Origin of the sequence: Actinomyces timonensis (assembly GCF_040702965.1) — a bacterium.
GTDB classification, from domain to species: Bacteria; Actinomycetota; Actinomycetes; order Actinomycetales; family Actinomycetaceae; genus Actinomyces; species Actinomyces timonensis_A.
Map to the genome: position 1 here is coordinate 148,447 of NZ_CP159989.1, position 17,544 is coordinate 165,990.

The following is a 17,544-nucleotide window of genomic DNA, read 5'->3' on the forward strand; positions in this document are numbered from 1 at the left end:
ATTGGACTCCGGGGGCGTCCAGCGGCTATCGTCTCTCTCGCTTCTCGCGCGAGTGGCGGAATTGGTAGACGCGCACGGTTCAGGTCCGTGTGATCTCACGATCATGGGGGTTCGAGTCCCCCCTCGCGCACCAGCCTCGCGGTGAGGGCCCGGTCCGGGTGGACCGGGCCCTCGTCGTCTCTCCCCCGGCCTACCGTCCTTTGACGGCGGCGTGGTTCCCGCGATGCCCGGAGCCCGCGCGGAGGGGCGGGCTGCCGTGGGGGCGAGACGGTCGCCGTCGGGCGGCCCGGGCGCGGTGTCGGCGCTCGATGAGGCGGGAGACGATGAGGCCGATGACCGCCCCGCACCAGGAGCCGACGGCGTTCTGCGCGGCATTGGCCGGGCTCGGCCTGCGATCGAGGGTGGGGATGAGCGCCTGGGCGATCTCCGCACCCACGCCGATGAGGCACCCCAGCAGCGCCCACGCCCACCAGGGCACCCGCGGCCAGGCCACGGTGAGGATCGCCGTCAGGGGCGCCAGCATGACCAGGTTGAGGACGATGTCCTTGCCCGCCTCGCTCAGGAAGGACGGGCCGAGGAAATTCTTCATGGAGGCGACATCCCCGCCCGAGGGCCAGAGCACCGCCGCGAGCACGGTGATCCCGTAGAGCACGGCCAGGGCCCTCGCCGTCCTCCGGCGGGGACCAGGGCGGTGGACGTGCCTGGGCCTGGTGAGCCGATCGGGGCCGAGGAGGGGGAGCCCCTCGGCGGAGTCCGGATCGATGGTGCTGGGCGCTCTGACGCGGGAGGAGCGCGAGATCATGGGGGTGGGCACGCCTCTCAGCGTAGGTGTGGGACGGGACTGGTTTCGAGACCGCAGCGGCTCAAAATGGTCACGAGGCCGGGTGATCGGCGCGAGACCGGTCGAAAACAGCATCGAGACCGGTCCGCCATCCACAGGCCCCTCCCATCCCGGCAAGGGCTAGAAGGGCCTGTGGAGGACCAACCGGTCTCGATCGTCATTTCGACCGGTCTCGATGCTGTTTTCGACCGGTCTCGGCGTGGGGGGGGCGGGGATCAGCAGCAGCCGGTCTCGATGCTCTGCTCGGCGAGCTCGCGGCGGGAGCGCCAGTACTCCCGCTCGCTCATCGGCTCGTGGTCCGGATGCTCGCGCCGATGACGGGCGACGTAGCGCTCGTACCCGGATTCACCGGTGAAGTCCCGCCACATGGCGCGCGCCTGGCGCAGGCCGTCGCGCAGGCCGCCTGGCAGCCCCGTCAGGGCGCGAGTCATCCGAACCATCTCCTTCTTCTCGTCGTCCGCCCGGCCTCAGTGCGCGCCGTGGGGCGCCTGGCCGGGGATGAGCGCCGGGTCGCCCACGGCCTCGTACTCCTTGATGAGCTTCTTCTGCAGCGGCGAGGCGAACATCGTGCTCGGCGCGTAGAAGTTGGACTCCTGGTACGGATCCTCGGAGTTCGAGGTGTCGTGCGCGCGGATCGCCTTGATGACCCGAAGGAGCGCCATGACCATGACGAAGGCCACCATGACGACGAAGACGACGGACAGGGTGCCCTGGATCATCGTGTTGCGCACGACAGCCCGGGTGTCGGCGATCGCCGTGGCGTCAGTGAGCACGGGCAGGAGCTTCTTGGCGTCGCGCCACTGCTGGAAGTAGCCCACGCGCGGATCGGTGGAGAAGATCTTGTGCCACGACGCCGTGAAGGTGACCACCGTGTCGAACACCAGCGGGATCATCGGGATCCACACGTACTTCGTGTAGCCCTTGCGCACCACCATGACCGTGCACACCAGCAGCGCGACGGCCGCGATGAGCTGGTTGGCGATGCCGAAGAGCGGGTAGAGGGTCTGGATCCCTCCTCGTGGATCGGTCACGCCCATGAGCAGCAGCGACCCCCAGGCCGTCACGACGACGGCGGTGGTCGCCCAAGCGCCCACGTGCCAGGAGGGGTCGCGGAACTTGGGCCAGATGTTGCCCAGCGCGTCGGAGAAGCTGGAAGCGCGCCACGCGGGTGACGGCGTCGACGGCCGAGAGGATGAACAGGGCCTCGAACATGATGGCGAAGTGGTACCAGAATCCCATCATGGTCCGGCCACCGCCGATCTGGTGGAGGATGTGCGACATCCCGACGCTGAGGGTCGGCGCGCCGCCGGTGCGCGAGACGATGCTGGGCTCGCCGACGTCGGAGGCCACCTGCTTGAGCGCTTCGGCGCCCGTGTAGGTCTTGGGGTTGCCCGCCTCGTCCCAGGAGTCCCAGGTGGGCTCCATCCGATTGCCGTGGGCGTCGGTGACGTTGAGCTTCTCGACGGCGGCGTCGGCGACCTCGGCGCGCGCGGCGGCCTTGTCGTTGCCGTTGGCGGCGTTGGCCGCGGCGACGACGTCGGGGCCGGCGAGCTTGTCCATCGTGGCCGGGGAGGTGTTCATCGAGAAGTAGATGCCGGGGCTGAGCGAGACTGCCGCCGCCAGGGCCATGATCGCCACGAAGGACTCCATGAGCATGCCGGCGTAGCCGATCATGCGGGCCTGCGACTCCTTCTGGATCATCTTGGGGCTGGTGCCCGAGGAGACCATGGCGTGCATGCCGGACAGGGCGCCGCAGGCGATGGTGATGAACAGGAACGGGAAGATGCCGCCGGCGAAGACCGGCCCCTCGGTGTTGAGGGCGAACTCGGAGACGGCGGCCATCTCGACGACGGGGCGCACGATGATGATCCCGATTGCCAGGATCGCGATGGTGCCGACCTTCATGAAGGTCGAGAGGTAGTCGCGCGGGGTGAGCAGCACCCACACCGGCAGGACGGCGGCGAGGAAGCCGTAGATGACCATGGCCCACACGAGCGTCGTGGGGGATAGGTGCAGGAACCTGCCGAAGGAGGACTCGGCCACCCACCGGCCGCCGATGATGACGCCGATGAGGATGGCGAAGCCGACGATGGAGACCTGCGTGATGTTGCCGGGCTGGACGTAGCGCAGCCACAGGCCCATGCCGATGGCGATCGGGATGGTCATGCCGACGCTGAAGACGCCCCAGGGGGACTCGGCGAGCGCGTTGACGCAGACCATCGCGAGGACCGCGAGGACGATCATGAGCATGACGAAGACGACGATGGTGGCGACGGTGCCGCCGATCTTGCCGATCTCATCGGTGGCCATCTGGCCCAGGGAGCGCCCGCCGCGGCGCATGGAGAAGAACAGGACGAGCATGTCCTGCACGGCCCCGGCCACGACGACGCCCAGGATGATCCACAGCGTTCCGGGCAGGTACCCCATCTGGGCGGCCAGGACCGGTCCGACCAGTGGCCCGGCGCCGGCGATGGCGGCGAAGTGGTGGCCGTAGAGGACCACGCGGTGGGTCGGGTCGAAGTCGCGGCCGTTGTTGATGCGCTCGGCCGGGGTCGCGTTGGTGTCATCGGGGCGCATGATCGTGCGCTGGATGAACAGGCCGTAGTAGCGGTAGCCGATGGCGTAGGTGCAGATGGCGGTCACCACGAACCAGATCGTGTTGACCCTCTCCCCGCGCGCCACCGCCAGCATCCACCAGCCCAGCACGCCCAGGGCGGTGATGGCCACCCAGGTCGCGATGCGCTTGGGGGTCCAGGTGGTATCCATCCTGGTGCCGACGGGCACGCCAGCCTTGTTCCTGATGATGAGGCGCTCCTCCTGGGGCGTGTAGGAGGGCAGGTCCTTCTGGTCTTGGGAGTTCATAGATTCCCTTCTCGGCACTGAGAGAGAGCGTTGTGGGGTGGGACATGAGGCGCGCCTGGGATGACGGCCCCGCAGAGCCTACTCATTGTCTCAGGGATTGGCCACGTTGAACACACCCGCGTCAGTAAAACGCGGCGCAGAGGGGGCAAGCGTGGGCGGACGGCGCGGGGGCGGGCCGGGGACGGGACCGCCCTGAACCGGTCTCGGCGCTGATAACTACCGGTCTCGGCGTGAGGGCTGGGAGTCGCGGAGGTCGCGGGAGTCATGGGCGCCGAGGGACTCCCGGGTGATGACCGGCAGGACCGACCAGGGGAAGTTGATCCACTTGTCGGTCTCCTTCCAGCAGTAATCCGGGGTGAAGACGCTGCGCGGCTTGCGGTAGATGACGGCGCTGCGCGCGTCGACCGGCACCGTCTCATCCCCCAGCTCCAGGCCCTGACTGCGCAGGAGGTCCATGACCAGCTTGAGCGTCTTGCCCGAGTCCGCGACGTCGTCGACCACGAGGACCTTCTTGCCCGGTAGCTCGGAGGCGTCCATGAGCGGGGGCAGGATGACCGGCTCCTCCAGCGTCTCGTCGATCCCGGTGTAGAACTCGACGTTCATCGCGCCCATCGCCTTGATCCCGATGGCGTAGCCGATCGCGCCCGCCGGGATGAGGCCGCCGCGGGCGATGGCGATGATGAGGTCCGGCATCCAGCCCGAGGCGACGATCTGCGCGCTCAGCTCGCGCTCGGCGACGCCGAAGAGCTCCCAGGTGAGGTTCTCGCGGTCCGGGTGGGCGGTGGTCGAGGCACCGTCGTCGAAGGCCGCGCCGGGGGCGGTGGGAGAGGTCGGGCTGGGGCTGTTCGCGTTGCTCACGTCGGCATCCTGGGATCGGGACAAAGCGGTTGCGTGTGAATCGTAGTAGGAGGCGCGCGCCGAGGCGAGGCGGATGCCGAGAGCCGCGTTCAGTGGTCCGGGAGCGCCACAGGTCCTCTTCGGCGTGCGATGCTGGTGCCTATGAGCGAGTCACGCGGAGCCGCAACCGCACCGGCCGACGCGCACGGGTCCGAGGACGTCGGCACCTGGGCGCCCATGGGCTGGGAGCCGGCGGATCCCGGATTCGGCGATGATCCCTTCGGCTCCGTCCTGGGAGACCCGCTCATGGGCTCCCCGCTCTTCGACGACGGCGACACCGCGGCCGCTGCCGACGCGCCCGGTTCCGGGGACCGGCCCGCTGCGGCGGACGGAGTGCGCGACGAGCCCGATCCGGCCGCGCGGGCGCTCGCGGCCCAGCAGGCCCAGCAGGCGGAGGAGCTGCGGGCCGCCGCTCAACGCTATCTCGACCAGGCGGCCTCCCCGCAGGCGGTCGCCCAGTCCGCGGGGCCCTCGGGCCCGCCTCGGCCAAGGGCGGCCGCCCGAGCCGTGCCCCCGAGGCCCCCTGCCCGCCGCGGCCTGCCCCCTCAGGGCATCGCCGTCCCCTATGGCCATGACCCTCGCCGCGCCACTCAGCGCGTTCCCGGGCGCCCCGGTGGCGGCGCGCCCACCATGCCGGTGCCCAGGGGCGCTGCCACTCCGGGCGTGGTGCCCGGTGCCCGTCCCCAGCCCCGCCCGGCCAGGGGCGTGGGCAGCCCGTCCTCCACTGGCAAGAAGGCGCAGGGCAACGCGGGCCGCGTCATCGGCTTCATCATCCTGCTCATATTCGCGATTCTCAGCTTCCTGCGCTGAGAACGCCCGGCGCCCTCGCACAGCAGGTGCAGGACGTCGGCCTCCCGCTCGGACAGCTCGATGCTCCCGTCGGCCCGCTGGACGGAGGCCAGCGCGCGATCGATGAGCCGGGCTGTGGGAACCGGAGCCACGACCTTGGCGCCGGAGCGGACAGCCCGCGCGGCGGTCAGGGTCTCCTGGGACGGTGCGCTCTTGAGCAGGAATCCGCTCGCGCCGGCGGCCCGGGGGCTCTCAGGCCGGCTCGTCGTCGAGGCGCGCGACGAGGGAGGCCGCCAGTCCCGTGTAGGTCGCGGGCGTGAGCGCCAGGAGGCGCGCCTCCACCTCCGCGGGCATGCCCAGGCCGGCGATGAAGTCCCGCATCCCCTCGGCGCTCACCGCGCGGCCGCGGGTCAGCTCCTTGAGCCGCTCGTAGGGGTCGGCCATGCCCGTGGCCCCGGCCACCGACGCCGCCCGCATCGCCTGCTGCACCGGCTCGCCCAGCACCTCCCACGTGGCGTCCAGGTCCTCGGCGAGCCGCGCGGCGTCGACGTCGAGGCCGGCCAGGCCCCGGCGGATGTTGTCGATGGCCAGCAGGGAGTGGCCCAGGGCGACCCCGATATTGCGCTGCGTCGTCGAATCGGTGAGGTCGCGCTGGAGGCGGGAGGTCACCAGCGTGGCGGCGAGCGTGTCCAGCAGCGCCCCCGAGACCTCCAGGTTCGCCTCGGCGTTCTCGAACCGGATCGGGTTGACCTTGTGCGGCATCGTCGACGAGCCCGTGGAGCCCTGCGCGCTCAGGCGCTGGCGGAAGTAGCCCAGGGAGATGTAGGTCCAGGCATCCGTGGCCAGGTTGTGGGCGATCCGCCCGAAGCGCGCCACATCGGCGTAGAGCTCGGCCTGCCAGTCGTGAGACTCGATCTGCGTGGTCAACGGGTTCCATGTCAGGCCCAGGCGCTCCACGAAGCCGCGCGCCACCGCCTCCCAGTCGGCCCCCGGAACGGCGACGACGTGCGCCCCGTAGGTGCCGGTGGCGCCGTTGATCTTGCCCAGGTACTCGGCGGCCTCGACGCGGCGCGCCTGGCGGCCCAGCCGATGGGCGAGCACGGCGAGCTCCTTGCCGAGCGTGGTGGGCGTGGCGGGCTGGCCGTGCGTGCGCGCCAGCATCGCGGCGTCGGCGTGCTCGCGCGCCATCGCGCCCAGATCGGCGACGAGCCCGCGGGCCGCCGGGAGCCACACCTCCTGGATCGCCGAGCGGATGGTCAGGGCGTAGGCGAGGTTGTTGATGTCCTCGGAGGTGCAGAAGATGTGGACGATCTCGCCCACGCCCGGCAGGACGGAGGCCCCGCCGTCGGCGCCCGTGACCCCGGGGGCCTGGGCCGCGGCGGCGAGGCGGCGCTTGAGCAGGTACTCCACGGCCTTGACGTCGTGGCGGGTCTCGGCCTCGATGGTGGCGAGCTCGGCGATCTCGTCCGGCCCGAAGGCCTCCACGAGCCCGCGCAGGTAGGCGGTCTCGGTCTCGGTCAGGACGGGCGCCCCGGGAAGGACGCGCTCGGCGGTGAGGTGGATGAGCCACTCGATCTCCACGTGCAGGCGCGCCCGGTTGAGCGCGGCCTCGGAGAGGTGGTTGGTCAGCGGGGCGACGACGGAGCGGTAGCGGCCGTCGAGCGGGCCCAGGGCGATGGGGGGAGTCACGGTGGCGAGGTCGACCATGCGCTCATTGTGGCAGGTGCCGGGCGGTCCGCGCGCGGGGCGCCGGCGGGACGGGGGTCAGTCGCGCTCGCGGTGGAGGGTGGTGACGACGGCCTCCGAGACGATCGAGGTGATGAGCGCGGCCGGGATCGCCCCGGACCAGCCGTTCACCGTCAGCCCCACGGCCAGGCGGTCGCCGACGGCGGGGCTGAGGAGCTCCTCCGTGATCCAGCCCGCCGACCACAGCATCGTGCCGTTGACCACGAGGGCGAACAGCCCGAGGGTGAGGACGTACAGGGGGAAGGCCAGAACCTTCGCGACGGGCTTGGCCGAGTTCACGGTGGCGAGCATCGCGCCGATGATGAGGAGGTTGGTGATCGCCAGCGGCGTCGTCGCGTTGGCGGGCAGGGACAGTGAGGCGGGCAGGAGGCGCGAGGCCAGCCACACCCCGGCGGCGTTCCCAACGATCCTGATGGCCAGTTCCATGCCTCTATCCTGCCAGGCCCCGCGCGGGCCGCGCGGTGGCAGGGCCGCGAAGAGGGCGCGGGGGCGCCCAGGAGGATGGCTGGACCATGGTCCGCTCTCGCTACGCTCAGCCCATGACGTATGACGCCTCGCGCACCGCCGCCTCCCGGGCCGCCAGCCTCGCCCCCTCCGCCGTCGAGCGCCTCAACGCCGAGGCCGTGCGCCGCTCCGTCGCGCTCATCCGCCCGCGCCGCCCGGAGACGGCATGAGCGAGCCGCCGGGCGGCGCGGGCGCCGAGCCCCCTACCTGGATCGCCGAGCTCGTGCCCATGGCCGATCGCGCCCGAGAGCCCCTGACCACCGCCCTTCCCTGGATCGGCGCCGGCGCCCTCCTCGCGGCGGCCGTCGGCGCCTGGGCGGCCCGCCTCCCCCCGCCCGACCTGCCCGTGGCGCCCTGGTCCGCCGCACTGCTCCTCCTTGCCGCAGGTGCCGTCCTCGCCCTCGACCGTGACCGGCCCGCGGACCGCCGTCTGCCCGCGGGCGTGGTCACCGGCACCCGGGTGCTCCTCGTCGACCTCACCGTGAGCGCCCTGTCCCTCGGGCTGTGGATCGGGCTGCGCCTGTCCGGCGCCCCGCGCGCCCTCGTGACCACCGCGGCCTGCGCTGGCGCGGCCATGGCCATCGGCAACCTAGGGGTCTGGACGCGCGCGGGCCTCGGCGCCCGGGCGCGACGGGCGGCGACAGCGCTGGCCGTGGTGGCCGCCTGCGCCGTCGTCGTGGCGGGACTCGTGGCGGGAACGGCTGAGGGGTCGCGACTGCCGGGCGCCTCCTGGTGGTGGGCGGGCGCGCTGGCCGTCGTCGCCGATATCGAGGCGGCGCTAGCCGTGCGCCGCGAGCGTGGGGCGCGACGCCGGAGCACGGCCGCCTGAGGCTCCCCCGCCCCTCGCGCGGGACGACCGTGGTGCGCCGGCCCTGCTCGGCCCCCGCCCCTTCCCCGTGAACCACAGGCCTCCTCATGCATGGCCCGGGACGGCCTCTGGGGACGCCCCGCCCAGGGAGCTCCGGGGCCGGCCTACCGTCGGGCCATGGCCCAGCTCGACATCGCGTCGGCTGACACCGCAGTCGACGCCGCATCCGTTCCCTCCGCCGTCCCCGCCAGCTGGACAGGGCTGGCCGCCAACCAGTGCCAGAGCGCGCTGGACTCGGCAGTCCTGCTCATCCCGGCCCTCCAGCCGCTCATCGACGCCGCCGCCAGCGCCGCCAAGGACTTCGACGCGATGCGAGGAGGCGCGTCATGACGCCCGCGGCCGCCAGTCTGCTGAGCGCGGGCCCCGTCCTGCCGCCCAGCCCCCCGCCGACGCCGATGGGCTGGGCCCACCGCCCCGGGCCCTCGGCGAATCCCCGTCCCTCGCCCTCACCCACCGAGGCGCCGAGCCCCGTGCCGACCGCCCAGGCGGGACCCGCCCCCACCCCGATGGACCCGATGGAACCGCCCTCAGCGGCGCCAGTCACCTCAGGTCACAGCTGGTGGATGACCCAGGGCCGTCCGCTCGTTCTCGTGGCCGGGGGGTCCTCCATCTCAGTGAGCACGGCGGACCTGGATGCCCTCGCTGCCTCGCTCACCACCGCCGCCAGCCACCTCGACACCGCGGTGACGCATGTGCGCAGCGCCAAGACCGACGCCGAGAACGCGCCCGTCCCGGCGGACATCATCGCCCAGGACCCCAGTTACAACACGGTTACCGGCGCCCAGACCGGCGGCTCCCTCCTGCCCGACGCCGATTCATCATTCGTCGCGAACCTCATCGAGCTGCCCGTGGCCGCCTTCGAGCGCAAGCGCAGCGCCCTCATCTCGGCCTGCGACGCCCTGCTCACCGGCACGGGCTCGCTCAGCGCCGCCTCGAGCGCCCTCACCTCGCTGGCGGCGGACGTGTCGGCCTGCTCGCTCATGTACACCGATGCCGAGAACGGCGCCACGGTGCGCACGGACGCCGACGTCGGCGCCCGCGACTACGGCCCGTCCTTGGAGGCTCTCGCGGTCGGCGCGGCCATCGGGAGCGGGCTGGTGCTCACCGCCGGCGCCTGGCTGCCCACCGCCGCCCTCGTCGACATCCTCACCACATACGGCCTCATGCCCGATGACGCCCAGGTGGTCCTGGAGGACCTGCAGCTCCTGCTCAAGAGCGACATCACCTCGGAGTGGGCGGCGAGCAACCTCATCGGGCTGGCCAGCCTCTGCGCCTGGGCGAGGAAGGGGAAGACCGGCAGGGAGGGGGCCACCATCCAGGAGTTCCTCAGGGCCTCCGCGAGCCGACTCGACGCCAGGGCGACGGCGAAGCTTCCCCTGAGGTGCGGGTGGGCAGTCGGAAGGTGCCCACATCCTCCCTCACGCCCATGCAGCGCGTCGCCTACGCCCTGGCGCTCGAATCGGAGAGGGCCGGGGCCATCCGCCACGGCGCGCCGACAGGCCTGCTCATCGCTCCGCACAACAAGAAAGGCGCCACGGGCGCGGCGGTCCGCGTCCCGCCCGGCCCCCAGGACCCCTTCGGCCTGGGCACCGACATCGCCGCCCAGGACCTCACGGGCAGCCGGATCGACTCTCCCCCGTCCACCGCCGCCGAGCTCCTCGACCACGCCCAGACCATCAAGGGCCAGGCCCGGGCTACCGGCGCTGGCGCCATCTCGATCCTGCGCACGGACCACGCCGACGGCACGCGCAGCTGGGTGGTCGTCGTCCCCGGGACCACGGAGTGGACCAGCGGGGACTCCAACCCCCAGGACCTCCAGACCAACCTCCAGGCCGTCTCCGGGCGCCCCACGGACATGGAGGCCGCCGTCGTCACGGCGATGAGGCAGTCAGGGATCCAGCCGGGCGAGGAGGTCGGGATCTACGGGCACTCCCAGGGTGCGATGACGGCGGTCAACATCGCCTCCGACCCCGCTATCACCGAGAACTACACGATCACGAGCATCCTGACCGCGGCCGGCCCCACCTCAGGGGTGGCCCTGCCGGACGGCGTCCGCGCCCTCCATCTGGAGTCCACCAGCGATGTCGTGCCGGGGCTCGACGCCTCGACCAATCCGGTCGCCCCCAACCGGGCCACCGCCTACGTCGACACCCGCGGGGGAAGCGTCCACAGCGAGTCGGTCTACGCCGACGCCGTGCGCGGCGCCGAGAGCGGCGAGCAGGCCTTCGCCGACTACTCCAAGGACCTCTCCGGCCTCACCGGGGCGGGGGAGCAGGGGGCCACCACCACCGAGGTGGTCTTCGACATCACCCGCGAGTCCTGACGGAGGCCGGGGGAGCCTGGGCGCGCGCGGCCGGAGCCGGGTGTCGGACGGGCGCGGAAGGCGGGGCGCGGAAGGGCCCCTTGGTGGGAGGATGCGGGAATGAGCAGCACGAGCACTCCCGCCACGGGCGCCGCAGCGCCTGTCCCCGCTCCCCCGGCCGTCCCGCTGCGCCGCGGCATCGCCGCCCTGCCGGCCTATGTGCCCGGCGCTCGCCCCCAGGGCGCGGGGATCGCCAAGCTTCTCCTCCAACGAGCTGCCCTACCCGGTCCAGGACTCCGTGCTCGCCGCCCTCACCGCCGCCGCCGCGGGCGTCAACCGCTACCCGGAGATGACCGGGCGGTCGCTGGCCGAGGCCCTGGCCGCCCGGCACGCCGAGCACGGGATCGACCCCTGGCAGATCGTGCTCGGCAATGGCTCAGTGGCCCTCATCCAGCACCTGCTTGACACGGTCTGCGAACCGGGCGACGAGGTCGTCATCCCCTGGCGGTCCTTCGAGGCCTACCCGATCTGCGTCGCGGTGGCCGGGGCGCGGGCCGTGCGCGTCCCCGTCACCGCCGAGGGACGCCACGACGTGCCAGCCATGCTTGCCGCCTGCGGGCCGTCCACCCGGGTCATCATGGCCTGCACCCCGAACAACCCGACCGGCCCCGCTCTCACCGCCGCCGAGCTGGAGGCGCTGGTGGATGGCGCCCCCGACGACGTGCTCGTGCTCGTCGACGAGGCCTACCTCGACTTCGTCACCGATCCGGCGGTCGGCAACGCCCTCGACCTGCTCGCCGAGCACCCCGGCCTCGTGGTCTCCCGGACCTTCTCCAAGGCTCACGCCCTGGCCGGGATGAGGGTGGGCTACCTCGTGGCCGAGCAGGCGCTCGCCGCGGCGATTCGCTCCGTGACCACGCCCTTCGGGGTGAGCCTGCCCGCGCAGGCCGCCGCCGCTGCCGCCATCGCCCCAGCGGCCCTGGCCGAGACGGCCAGGCGCGCGCACGCCGTCGCCGTCGAGCGGGACCGGGTCCTCGCCGCGCTGCGCGATCAGGGCTGGTCGGTTCCCGACGCCCAGGGCAACTTCCTGTGGCTGCCCGTGGGTGGGGACGCCGCCGCCCTGGCCGCGCGCTTCGCCGACGACGGGATCCTCGTGCGGCCCTTCGACGGTGAGGGCGTGCGCATCAGCATCGGGACGCCGGCGGAGAACGACCGCGTCCTGGCTGCGGCGGCCTCCTGGCCGGGGACTGGGGCCGACTGACCCGCTCCGTTCGTGCTCAGGCGATCGTGACGAGGAACAGGACGCAGAAGAGCATCTCCGCGATCCCCATCGTCCCCGGCCGCAGGGGCCGGTGCTTGAGGCGCACCTGGCGCCACTGGAGGGCCGGCATGACCCAGGCGCGGACCGCCAGCACCACCCACAGGATCGCGTGCGCCCAGGGGAGCCACCCGCCAACGGCCAGCCACAGGGCGCCAGCAGCGACGACGGCGTGGGCGCCCACCGTCCATGCCAGCAGCCGGTAGTTGAAGCGCTCGCGGATCATCGACTTGATGTACGGCACCGTCCCCGCGAAATAGGCGGTGATGAGCGCGGTGGCCATCCAGGACCACGCCCATCCCGTGAGCTCGCCGTTGGGGCTCGCCCCGGCGAGCGCCGTCGCCCCCTCGCCGGTGCCGAGGAAGCCACCCCGCCCCTGGACCGCCAGGTGGTAGGTGATGCCGGCCATGAGGCTGGCGGCGGTCGTCGTCGACAGCCCGGAGGCCAGTGAGCGCTCCCGGCCGCGCCACACCTCGTGAGCGGCGATGCCCAGCAGCGGCAGCATCGGGACGGCCCACTGCAGCAGGTAGGGGGCCAGGAGCGTCGTCAGCAGCCCGAGCCCCGCGGTGAGCGACGTGTAGGTGACCAGCGGGGGGATGAGAAGGGCCCGCTTGCGGGCCGAGCGCGTGCGCAGCCACTGCGACCAGGCCCAGTAGGTGAGGTAGCCGTTCCACCAGGCCGGCAGGAGCAGGAGGTTGAGCCAGCTCCAGCCTCCCACCACCCAGCCGACCATCGGCGGGACGATGAGCATCGCCCAGGCGCCGTGCTGGTTGGGCACCCAGGCTCGGCGGCCCGGCTGGCGGCGGATCTGCTCCTGCGTGGGACGGGGCTCGCGGCCGGGGCGACCGGGAGCCCGCCTCGCCGGCGCGGAGGGGCGGGTCTGCGTCATGCCGACCAGCCTAAGGGCACCGCCCACCAGTGAGTCAGTACTGTCATCTCCCGGGAGCCGCGCCGTCGGGATCCGGGATCGGGCGGGGGCGGCGGCGCCGGTCCGCGGGTCGGCCCTGACGGGTCGGCGCCACCGCCCAGGAGGGTCCGTCAGCTCCCGAGGGCGGAGGCGACGACCTTCTTGGCCTCCTCCTGGACGAGGGCGAGATGCGCCTCGCCCTTGAAGGACTCGGCGTAGATCTTGTAGACGTCCTCCGTGCCGGACGGGCGGGCCGCGAACCAGGCGCTCTCGGTGGTCACCTTGAGGCCGCCGATCGGCTGGCCGTTGCCGGGGGCCTTGACGAGGCGCGCGGTGATGGGCTCACCGGCGAGCTCGGTGGCCGTGACGTCCTCGGGGGCCAGGGCGGCGAGCTTGGCCTTCTCCTCCTTGGAGGCGGCGGCGTCGATGCGCGCGTAGGCGGAGGCGCCGAAGCGCTCGACCTGCTCCTCGTGCAGCTGCGAGGGGGACTTGCCGGTGACGGCGATGATCTCGCTGGCCAGGAGGGCCAGGATGATGCCGTCCTTGTCCGTGGACCACACGGTGCCGTCCTTGCGCAGGAAGGAGGCACCGGCGCTCTCCTCGCCGCCGAAGCCCACCGAGCCGTCGAGCAGGCCGGGCACGAAGTGCTTGAAGCCGACGGGCACCTCGACGAGCTCGCGGCCCATCGCGGCCACGACCCGGTCGATGAGGGAGGAGGAGACCAGGGTCTTGCCGACCTTCGCGTCCGCCCGCCAGCCGGGGCGGTGCGTGAAGAGGTACTCGATGGCCACGGCCAGGTAGTGGTTGGGATTCATGAGCCCGTCGGGGGTGACGATGCCGTGGCGGTCGGAGTCGGCGTCGTTCCCGGTGGCGACGTCGTAGGGGGTGCTGCCCTCGGCGTCGGGGGTCATGGCGGCGCGCAGGGAGGCCATGGCGTTGGGGGAGGAGCAGTCCATGCGGATCTTGCCGTCCCAGTCCAGCGTCATGAAGGACCAGGCGGGGTCCACCCTCGGGTTGACGACCGTGAGATCAAGGCCGTAGCGCTCGCCGATGGCGCCCCAGTAGTCCACGGAGGCCCCGCCCAGCGGGTCGGCACCGATGCGCACGCCGGCGGCGCGGATGGCCTCCATGTCGATGACGCTCTCGAGGTCGGAGACATAGGTCTCGAGGTAGTCGTGCTTGACGACGTGGGGCCCCTCGAGAGCCTCGGCGATGGGCACGCGCGGCACGTCCCGCCAGCCGGAGGCGAGCAGCTCGTTGGCCCGGGCGGCGATCCAGCTCGTGGCGTCGGAGTCGGCCGGGCCGCCGTGCGGGGGGTTGTACTTGAAACCGCCGTCGCGCGGCGGGTTGTGGGAGGGGGTGACGACGATGCCGTCGGCCAGGCCGGGGCCGCTGGCGCGCGGGCCGGCCTCGGTGCCGACGCCGTTGGCCAGGAGGATGGAGTGCGAGACGGCGGGGGTGGGCGTGTAGGAGCCGCGGGCGTCGACGGCGGTGGTGACGCCGGCGCCGACGAGCACCTCGATGGCGGTGCGCCAGGCGGGCTCGGACAGGGCGTGCGTGTCGCGGCCGATGTAGAGGACGCCGTCGGTGCCCTGGGAGCGGCGGTACTCGATGATCGCGGCGGTGGTGGCGACGATGTGGGCCTCGTTGAAGGCGGTGTCGAGGGAGGAGCCGCGGTGCCCGGAGGTGCCGAAGACCACCTGCTGGGCGGGGTTGGCGGGGTCGGGGACGAGGTCGTAGAAGGCGGATGTGACCTCGTCGACGTCGATGAGGTCCTCGGGCTGGGCAACTGTTCCTGCGCGTGGGTGCATGAGGGCAGTGTGTCACAGGCCACTGGTCGCGCCGAAGATGTCCACCGGGCGGACGGAATCAGCATGGCTAGCGGGACGCGTCCGGCTCCGGGGCCGGAGCGTCGCCGCCCCGCCCGGGCGCTCTACAGTGTGTGGCAGCGCACCATCGGCGCCCCGCACCCCGCCCCCGGAAGGATCGCCCATGCCCACTCGCATCGCCACCGCCCAGGCCCCGGCCGCCGTCGGCCCCTACTCCCAGGGAGTGAGCGCCGCCGACGCGCCCGGCTCCCTCGTCTTCGTCTCCGGCCAGGTGCCGCTCGACCCCGCCACCGGGGCGCTCGTCGACGGCGGCATCGCGGCCCAGGCCGAGCAGTCCCTCAAGAACGTGGGCGCGATCCTCGCCGAGGCCGGGCTGGGCTACGAGCACGTCGTCAAGACCACTGTCCTGCTCGCCGACATCGCCGACTTCGCCGCCGTCAATGAGGTCTACGCCCGCTACTTCACCGGCGAGGTCCTGCCGGCCCGGGCGGCGTTCGGCGTCGCCGCTCTGCCCCTTGGCGCCGGCGTGGAGATCGAGGCGGTAGCCGTGCGGCCCTGAAACCGCGGGAACCGGGGGGGCGATAGCCTGAGGCCGTGAGCTCCCCCGCCGCGTTCCCACGGCCCTCCGCGCGCCGCGCTGTCCGCGCGCTCATCCCCATGGGCGCCGTCACGGCGATCTTCTTCGCCATCCCCGCCGCCCTGATCGTCATGCTGGACCTCGACCTGGAGGGCTGGTTCGTCGTCGTCGCGCTGGTGGCCTGCGGCGCCCTGATCCTGGAGGAGGAGATCATCTCCCCACCGCGGCGCGGCCGCCGGATGCTCCACCGGGCCCAGGAGTTCTGTGCGCGGGCCGAGGCCGGTGCCGGGACCGCGCGCGCTGACGCCGCCCGCATCCCCACCGACGACGCCCATGGAGCCCAGGTCCTCAAGCGCCTGCGCTGGTGCGAGAGGAGGCAGCGCGAGATCGGCGAGGTCCTCGCAAGCGTCGGGCGGATGCGCTGGATCGACTGGCACGACCCCGCCCTGCGCGAGGTCGCCACCGAGCTGGGCGACGACGTCCCCGGCCTGAGCGCCATCAACGACGCCGTCCACAACGCCGCCACTCTCCTCACCCTGGCCCCGGGCTGGGAGGACGCCTGGGAGAACGAGTGCGGTCCCTTGCGCGAGGACCTGGGAACCTTCCGCGAGCTCTGCCGGGAGACGGGCGACGACGGCCCGGCCGCCCCCACCACCGACTCCGAGCTCGGCTGGGCCCGCGTCCGCGGCGCCCGGCTCACCGCCCTGCGCGCCCAGCTCGCCTCCGGGACCCTGGCCCCGGGCGCCGCCCTCGACGAGCTCGACGCGATGGCGGCGGAGATCCGTGCCCGCGCCGACGCCCTGGCCCGTCGAGCCCTCGTCGCCGAGGCCCCGCCCGGAGGGGGCGCGGGGCTCGCGCACTACCGCGAGTACATCAGCGGCTGGAAGCTGCCCGTTGATGATGACCGCTTCGAGTACTCCGGCACCTGGCAGGACGAGGGCGCCGGTGCCAGCGGGGTCAGCCCGGGCGGCGCCAGCGGCGGGCAGGCTGGTGAGCCAGCGGAGGTCGCCTACGACCCCGCCGCCACCATCCGCCTCCATGACCACTCCCCGGGCATTCGGGCCGCGGGAATCCGGTGGCGGGGCCTGGCGACGGCGTCGCAGTACTCCAGCCCGATCGAGCGGATCCTGGATGCCTACGACGGCTCGCGGGGCTCGGGGAAGAAGAAGTAGCGGCCACCGGGGCCTGCGGGGCGAGGTCGCGGGCTCCCGGTAGTCTTGCCCGCATGTCGAAGAAGAAGCGCCAGCGCCGTCAGCCCGACGCCGCCAAGGCCCCCAAGAAGCAGCAGGTCCCCTTCGTCGCCCGTCCCTTCGAGGGCCTGGCGGACGAGGAGGACCTCGTCGCCATGATGCAGCTCATCCCGGCCGCCACCCTCACCGCCCGCCTCACCGAGGAGCACGGCGGAACCGAGATCACCTTTGCGACCCTCCTGCCCGAGCTCGCCCAGGGCCTCAAGCGCGCCGACGGCGCGGTCCTCATCGCCCTGCAGACCTCCCTCCACTCCGGGGACGCCTCCCGCGACGTCGCCGCCGCCCTCCAGACCACCCTCGGCCTCGAGCCGGGCACGGGCCTGACTGCCAACGCCCTGCCCGAGCCCGGCCCGCGCCTGCAGGACATGCTCGACCCCTCCTTCGACTCCGAGTTCACCGTCCACGAGTCCTTCGGCTTCTGGCTCACCGACGAGCAGCGCGAGGACCCGGACACGGTGCGCGTCATCGAGGAGGCCAAGGGCGACATCGCCCCCACTGAGCCAGTGCCCGGGGTGCCGCACGCCTACTGGTGCCGCATGAACGGCAAGGAGTTCGTGCGCTGGGTGCGCAGGGAGGACGAGGATGAGTTCTTCAACGCCTTCGCCCGCGTCCACGCCGCCCGCCAGTCCGACCTCGCCGAGGGCGTGCGCTTCATCGGCGCCTTCCGCGCCTGCGGCCTGGCGATTCCCGTGTGGGAGCTCCTCCCCGGCACGACGGCGGCCGACCTCACCGAGCCCATGCGGGCCATGGCCGAGCGCCTCGACGCCGCGCTCGCGGACGACTCACCGCTCGACGCTGCCGCCCGCCGCGCCAAGGCTGGCATCATCTCCCGCCAGGTCAACCTCTGAGCCGTG

Annotated in this window: 15 protein-coding genes, 1 tRNA gene and 2 pseudogenes; 10 read left to right on the forward strand and 8 right to left on the reverse strand. The window is 72.7% G+C overall.

The window, feature by feature from the left end; genetic code table 11:
• Nucleotides 1–46: 46 nt before the first annotated feature.
• Nucleotides 47–133, forward strand: a tRNA-Leu gene (locus ABXS69_RS00655).
• 57 nt (nucleotides 134–190) lie between these two features.
• On the opposite strand, the gene ABXS69_RS00660 is transcribed toward ABXS69_RS00655, so the two are convergent.
• The 4 genes and pseudogenes from ABXS69_RS00660 to ABXS69_RS00675 all read right to left on the reverse strand — a co-directional run bounded on the left by ABXS69_RS00660 (nucleotide 191) and on the right by ABXS69_RS00675 (nucleotide 4,561).
• The gene (locus ABXS69_RS00660; protein WP_366180710.1) at nucleotides 191–814 is read right to left on the reverse strand and encodes a VanZ family protein; all 624 of its coding nucleotides are present in this window, start codon (nucleotides 812–814) and stop codon (nucleotides 191–193) included.
• A gap of 242 nt (nucleotides 815–1,056) precedes the next feature.
• Entirely contained in the window at nucleotides 1,057–1,272 is a 216-nt protein-coding gene (locus tag ABXS69_RS00665; protein ID WP_366180711.1) for a YbdD/YjiX family protein, read from the reverse strand.
• Nucleotides 1,273–1,308: 36 nt separating this feature from the next.
• Nucleotides 1,309–3,703 (reverse strand): annotated as a pseudogene (locus tag ABXS69_RS00670) (carbon starvation CstA family protein).
• A 216-nt stretch (nucleotides 3,704–3,919) separates the two neighbouring features.
• Nucleotides 3,920–4,561: a phosphoribosyltransferase gene (locus ABXS69_RS00675; RefSeq protein ID WP_366180712.1), complete on the reverse strand. Its 642-nt coding sequence runs from the start codon at nucleotides 4,559–4,561 to the stop codon at nucleotides 3,920–3,922.
• Nucleotides 4,562–4,702: 141 nt separating this feature from the next.
• Here ABXS69_RS00675 and ABXS69_RS00680 point away from each other — a divergent pair, with 141 nt between their 5' ends.
• On the forward strand, nucleotides 4,703–5,410 hold the full coding sequence (locus tag ABXS69_RS00680) for a hypothetical protein (RefSeq protein ID WP_366180713.1): 708 nt from the start codon (nucleotides 4,703–4,705) through the stop codon (nucleotides 5,408–5,410).
• A gap of 231 nt (nucleotides 5,411–5,641) precedes the next feature.
• Here the strand turns inward: ABXS69_RS00680 and purB are convergent, their stop codons facing one another.
• Nucleotides 5,642–7,096, reverse strand: coding sequence for an adenylosuccinate lyase (gene purB / locus ABXS69_RS00685; RefSeq protein ID WP_366180714.1), 1,455 nt, complete (start codon nucleotides 7,094–7,096; stop codon nucleotides 5,642–5,644).
• Nucleotides 7,097–7,153: 57 nt separating this feature from the next.
• Nucleotides 7,154–7,561: a phage holin family protein gene (locus ABXS69_RS00690; RefSeq protein ID WP_366180715.1), complete on the reverse strand. Its 408-nt coding sequence runs from the start codon at nucleotides 7,559–7,561 to the stop codon at nucleotides 7,154–7,156.
• Nucleotides 7,562–7,674: 113 nt separating this feature from the next.
• Here ABXS69_RS00690 and ABXS69_RS00695 point away from each other — a divergent pair, with 113 nt between their 5' ends.
• From ABXS69_RS00695 to hisC, 5 genes and pseudogenes are all read left to right on the forward strand, one after another.
• The gene (locus ABXS69_RS00695) at nucleotides 7,675–7,809 is read left to right on the forward strand and encodes a hypothetical protein (RefSeq protein WP_366180716.1); all 135 of its coding nucleotides are present in this window, start codon (nucleotides 7,675–7,677) and stop codon (nucleotides 7,807–7,809) included.
• Entirely contained in the window at nucleotides 7,806–8,468 is a 663-nt protein-coding gene (locus ABXS69_RS00700; protein ID WP_366180717.1) for a hypothetical protein, read from the forward strand. Before ABXS69_RS00695 ends, ABXS69_RS00700 begins: the two co-directional genes overlap by 4 nt.
• Before the next feature lie 156 nt (nucleotides 8,469–8,624).
• Nucleotides 8,625–8,837: a hypothetical protein gene (locus tag ABXS69_RS00705; protein WP_366180718.1), complete on the forward strand. Its 213-nt coding sequence runs from the start codon at nucleotides 8,625–8,627 to the stop codon at nucleotides 8,835–8,837.
• Between the two features lie 1,072 nt (nucleotides 8,838–9,909).
• A complete protein-coding gene (locus tag ABXS69_RS00710) occupies nucleotides 9,910–10,830 on the forward strand; it encodes a hypothetical protein (RefSeq protein ID WP_366180719.1) in 921 nt (306 codons plus the stop codon).
• A gap of 99 nt (nucleotides 10,831–10,929) precedes the next feature.
• Nucleotides 10,930–12,070: pseudogene (gene hisC, locus ABXS69_RS00715) on the forward strand (histidinol-phosphate transaminase).
• A 16-nt stretch (nucleotides 12,071–12,086) separates the two neighbouring features.
• On the opposite strand, the gene ABXS69_RS00720 reads toward hisC, so the two are convergent.
• The gene (locus ABXS69_RS00720; RefSeq protein ID WP_366180720.1) at nucleotides 12,087–13,016 is read right to left on the reverse strand and encodes a YwiC-like family protein; all 930 of its coding nucleotides are present in this window, start codon (nucleotides 13,014–13,016) and stop codon (nucleotides 12,087–12,089) included.
• A 149-nt stretch (nucleotides 13,017–13,165) separates the two neighbouring features.
• Nucleotides 13,166–14,845, reverse strand: coding sequence for a phosphoglucomutase (alpha-D-glucose-1,6-bisphosphate-dependent) (gene pgm, locus ABXS69_RS00725; protein WP_366180721.1), 1,680 nt, complete (start codon nucleotides 14,843–14,845; stop codon nucleotides 13,166–13,168).
• A 181-nt stretch (nucleotides 14,846–15,026) separates the two neighbouring features.
• On the opposite strand from pgm, the gene ABXS69_RS00730 reads away from it, so the two are divergent.
• Genes ABXS69_RS00730 through ABXS69_RS00740 form a run of 3 tightly spaced genes read left to right on the forward strand, consistent with a single transcriptional unit; the run spans nucleotide 15,027 to nucleotide 17,538 of the window.
• A complete protein-coding gene (locus ABXS69_RS00730; protein WP_366180722.1) occupies nucleotides 15,027–15,422 on the forward strand; it encodes a RidA family protein in 396 nt (131 codons plus the stop codon).
• A 35-nt stretch (nucleotides 15,423–15,457) separates the two neighbouring features.
• The gene (locus tag ABXS69_RS00735) at nucleotides 15,458–16,612 is read left to right on the forward strand and encodes a DUF5129 domain-containing protein (RefSeq protein WP_366180723.1); all 1,155 of its coding nucleotides are present in this window, start codon (nucleotides 15,458–15,460) and stop codon (nucleotides 16,610–16,612) included.
• Nucleotides 16,613–16,665: 53 nt separating this feature from the next.
• A complete protein-coding gene (locus ABXS69_RS00740) occupies nucleotides 16,666–17,538 on the forward strand; it encodes a DUF5926 family protein (protein WP_366180724.1) in 873 nt (290 codons plus the stop codon).
• The last annotated feature ends 6 nt before the right edge of the window (nucleotides 17,539–17,544 follow it).

Coding starts and splice junctions, on each gene's coding strand:
- ABXS69_RS00720 (WP_366180720.1), bottom strand. CDS start 13,016: ATGACGCAGACCCGCCCCTCCGCGCCGGCGAGGCGGGCTCCCGGTCGC.
- ABXS69_RS00665 (WP_366180711.1), bottom strand. CDS start 1,272: ATGACTCGCGCCCTGACGGGGCTGCCAGGCGGCCTGCGCGACGGCCTG.
- ABXS69_RS00705 (WP_366180718.1), top strand. CDS start 8,625: ATGGCCCAGCTCGACATCGCGTCGGCTGACACCGCAGTCGACGCCGCA.
- pgm (WP_366180721.1), bottom strand. CDS start 14,845: ATGCACCCACGCGCAGGAACAGTTGCCCAGCCCGAGGACCTCATCGAC.
- ABXS69_RS00690 (WP_366180715.1), bottom strand. CDS start 7,561: ATGGAACTGGCCATCAGGATCGTTGGGAACGCCGCCGGGGTGTGGCTG.
- ABXS69_RS00700 (WP_366180717.1), top strand. CDS start 7,806: ATGAGCGAGCCGCCGGGCGGCGCGGGCGCCGAGCCCCCTACCTGGATC.
- ABXS69_RS00730 (WP_366180722.1), top strand. CDS start 15,027: ATGCCCACTCGCATCGCCACCGCCCAGGCCCCGGCCGCCGTCGGCCCC.
- purB (WP_366180714.1), bottom strand. CDS start 7,096: ATGGTCGACCTCGCCACCGTGACTCCCCCCATCGCCCTGGGCCCGCTC.
- ABXS69_RS00740 (WP_366180724.1), top strand. CDS start 16,666: ATGTCGAAGAAGAAGCGCCAGCGCCGTCAGCCCGACGCCGCCAAGGCC.
- ABXS69_RS00695 (WP_366180716.1), top strand. CDS start 7,675: ATGACGTATGACGCCTCGCGCACCGCCGCCTCCCGGGCCGCCAGCCTC.
- ABXS69_RS00680 (WP_366180713.1), top strand. CDS start 4,703: ATGAGCGAGTCACGCGGAGCCGCAACCGCACCGGCCGACGCGCACGGG.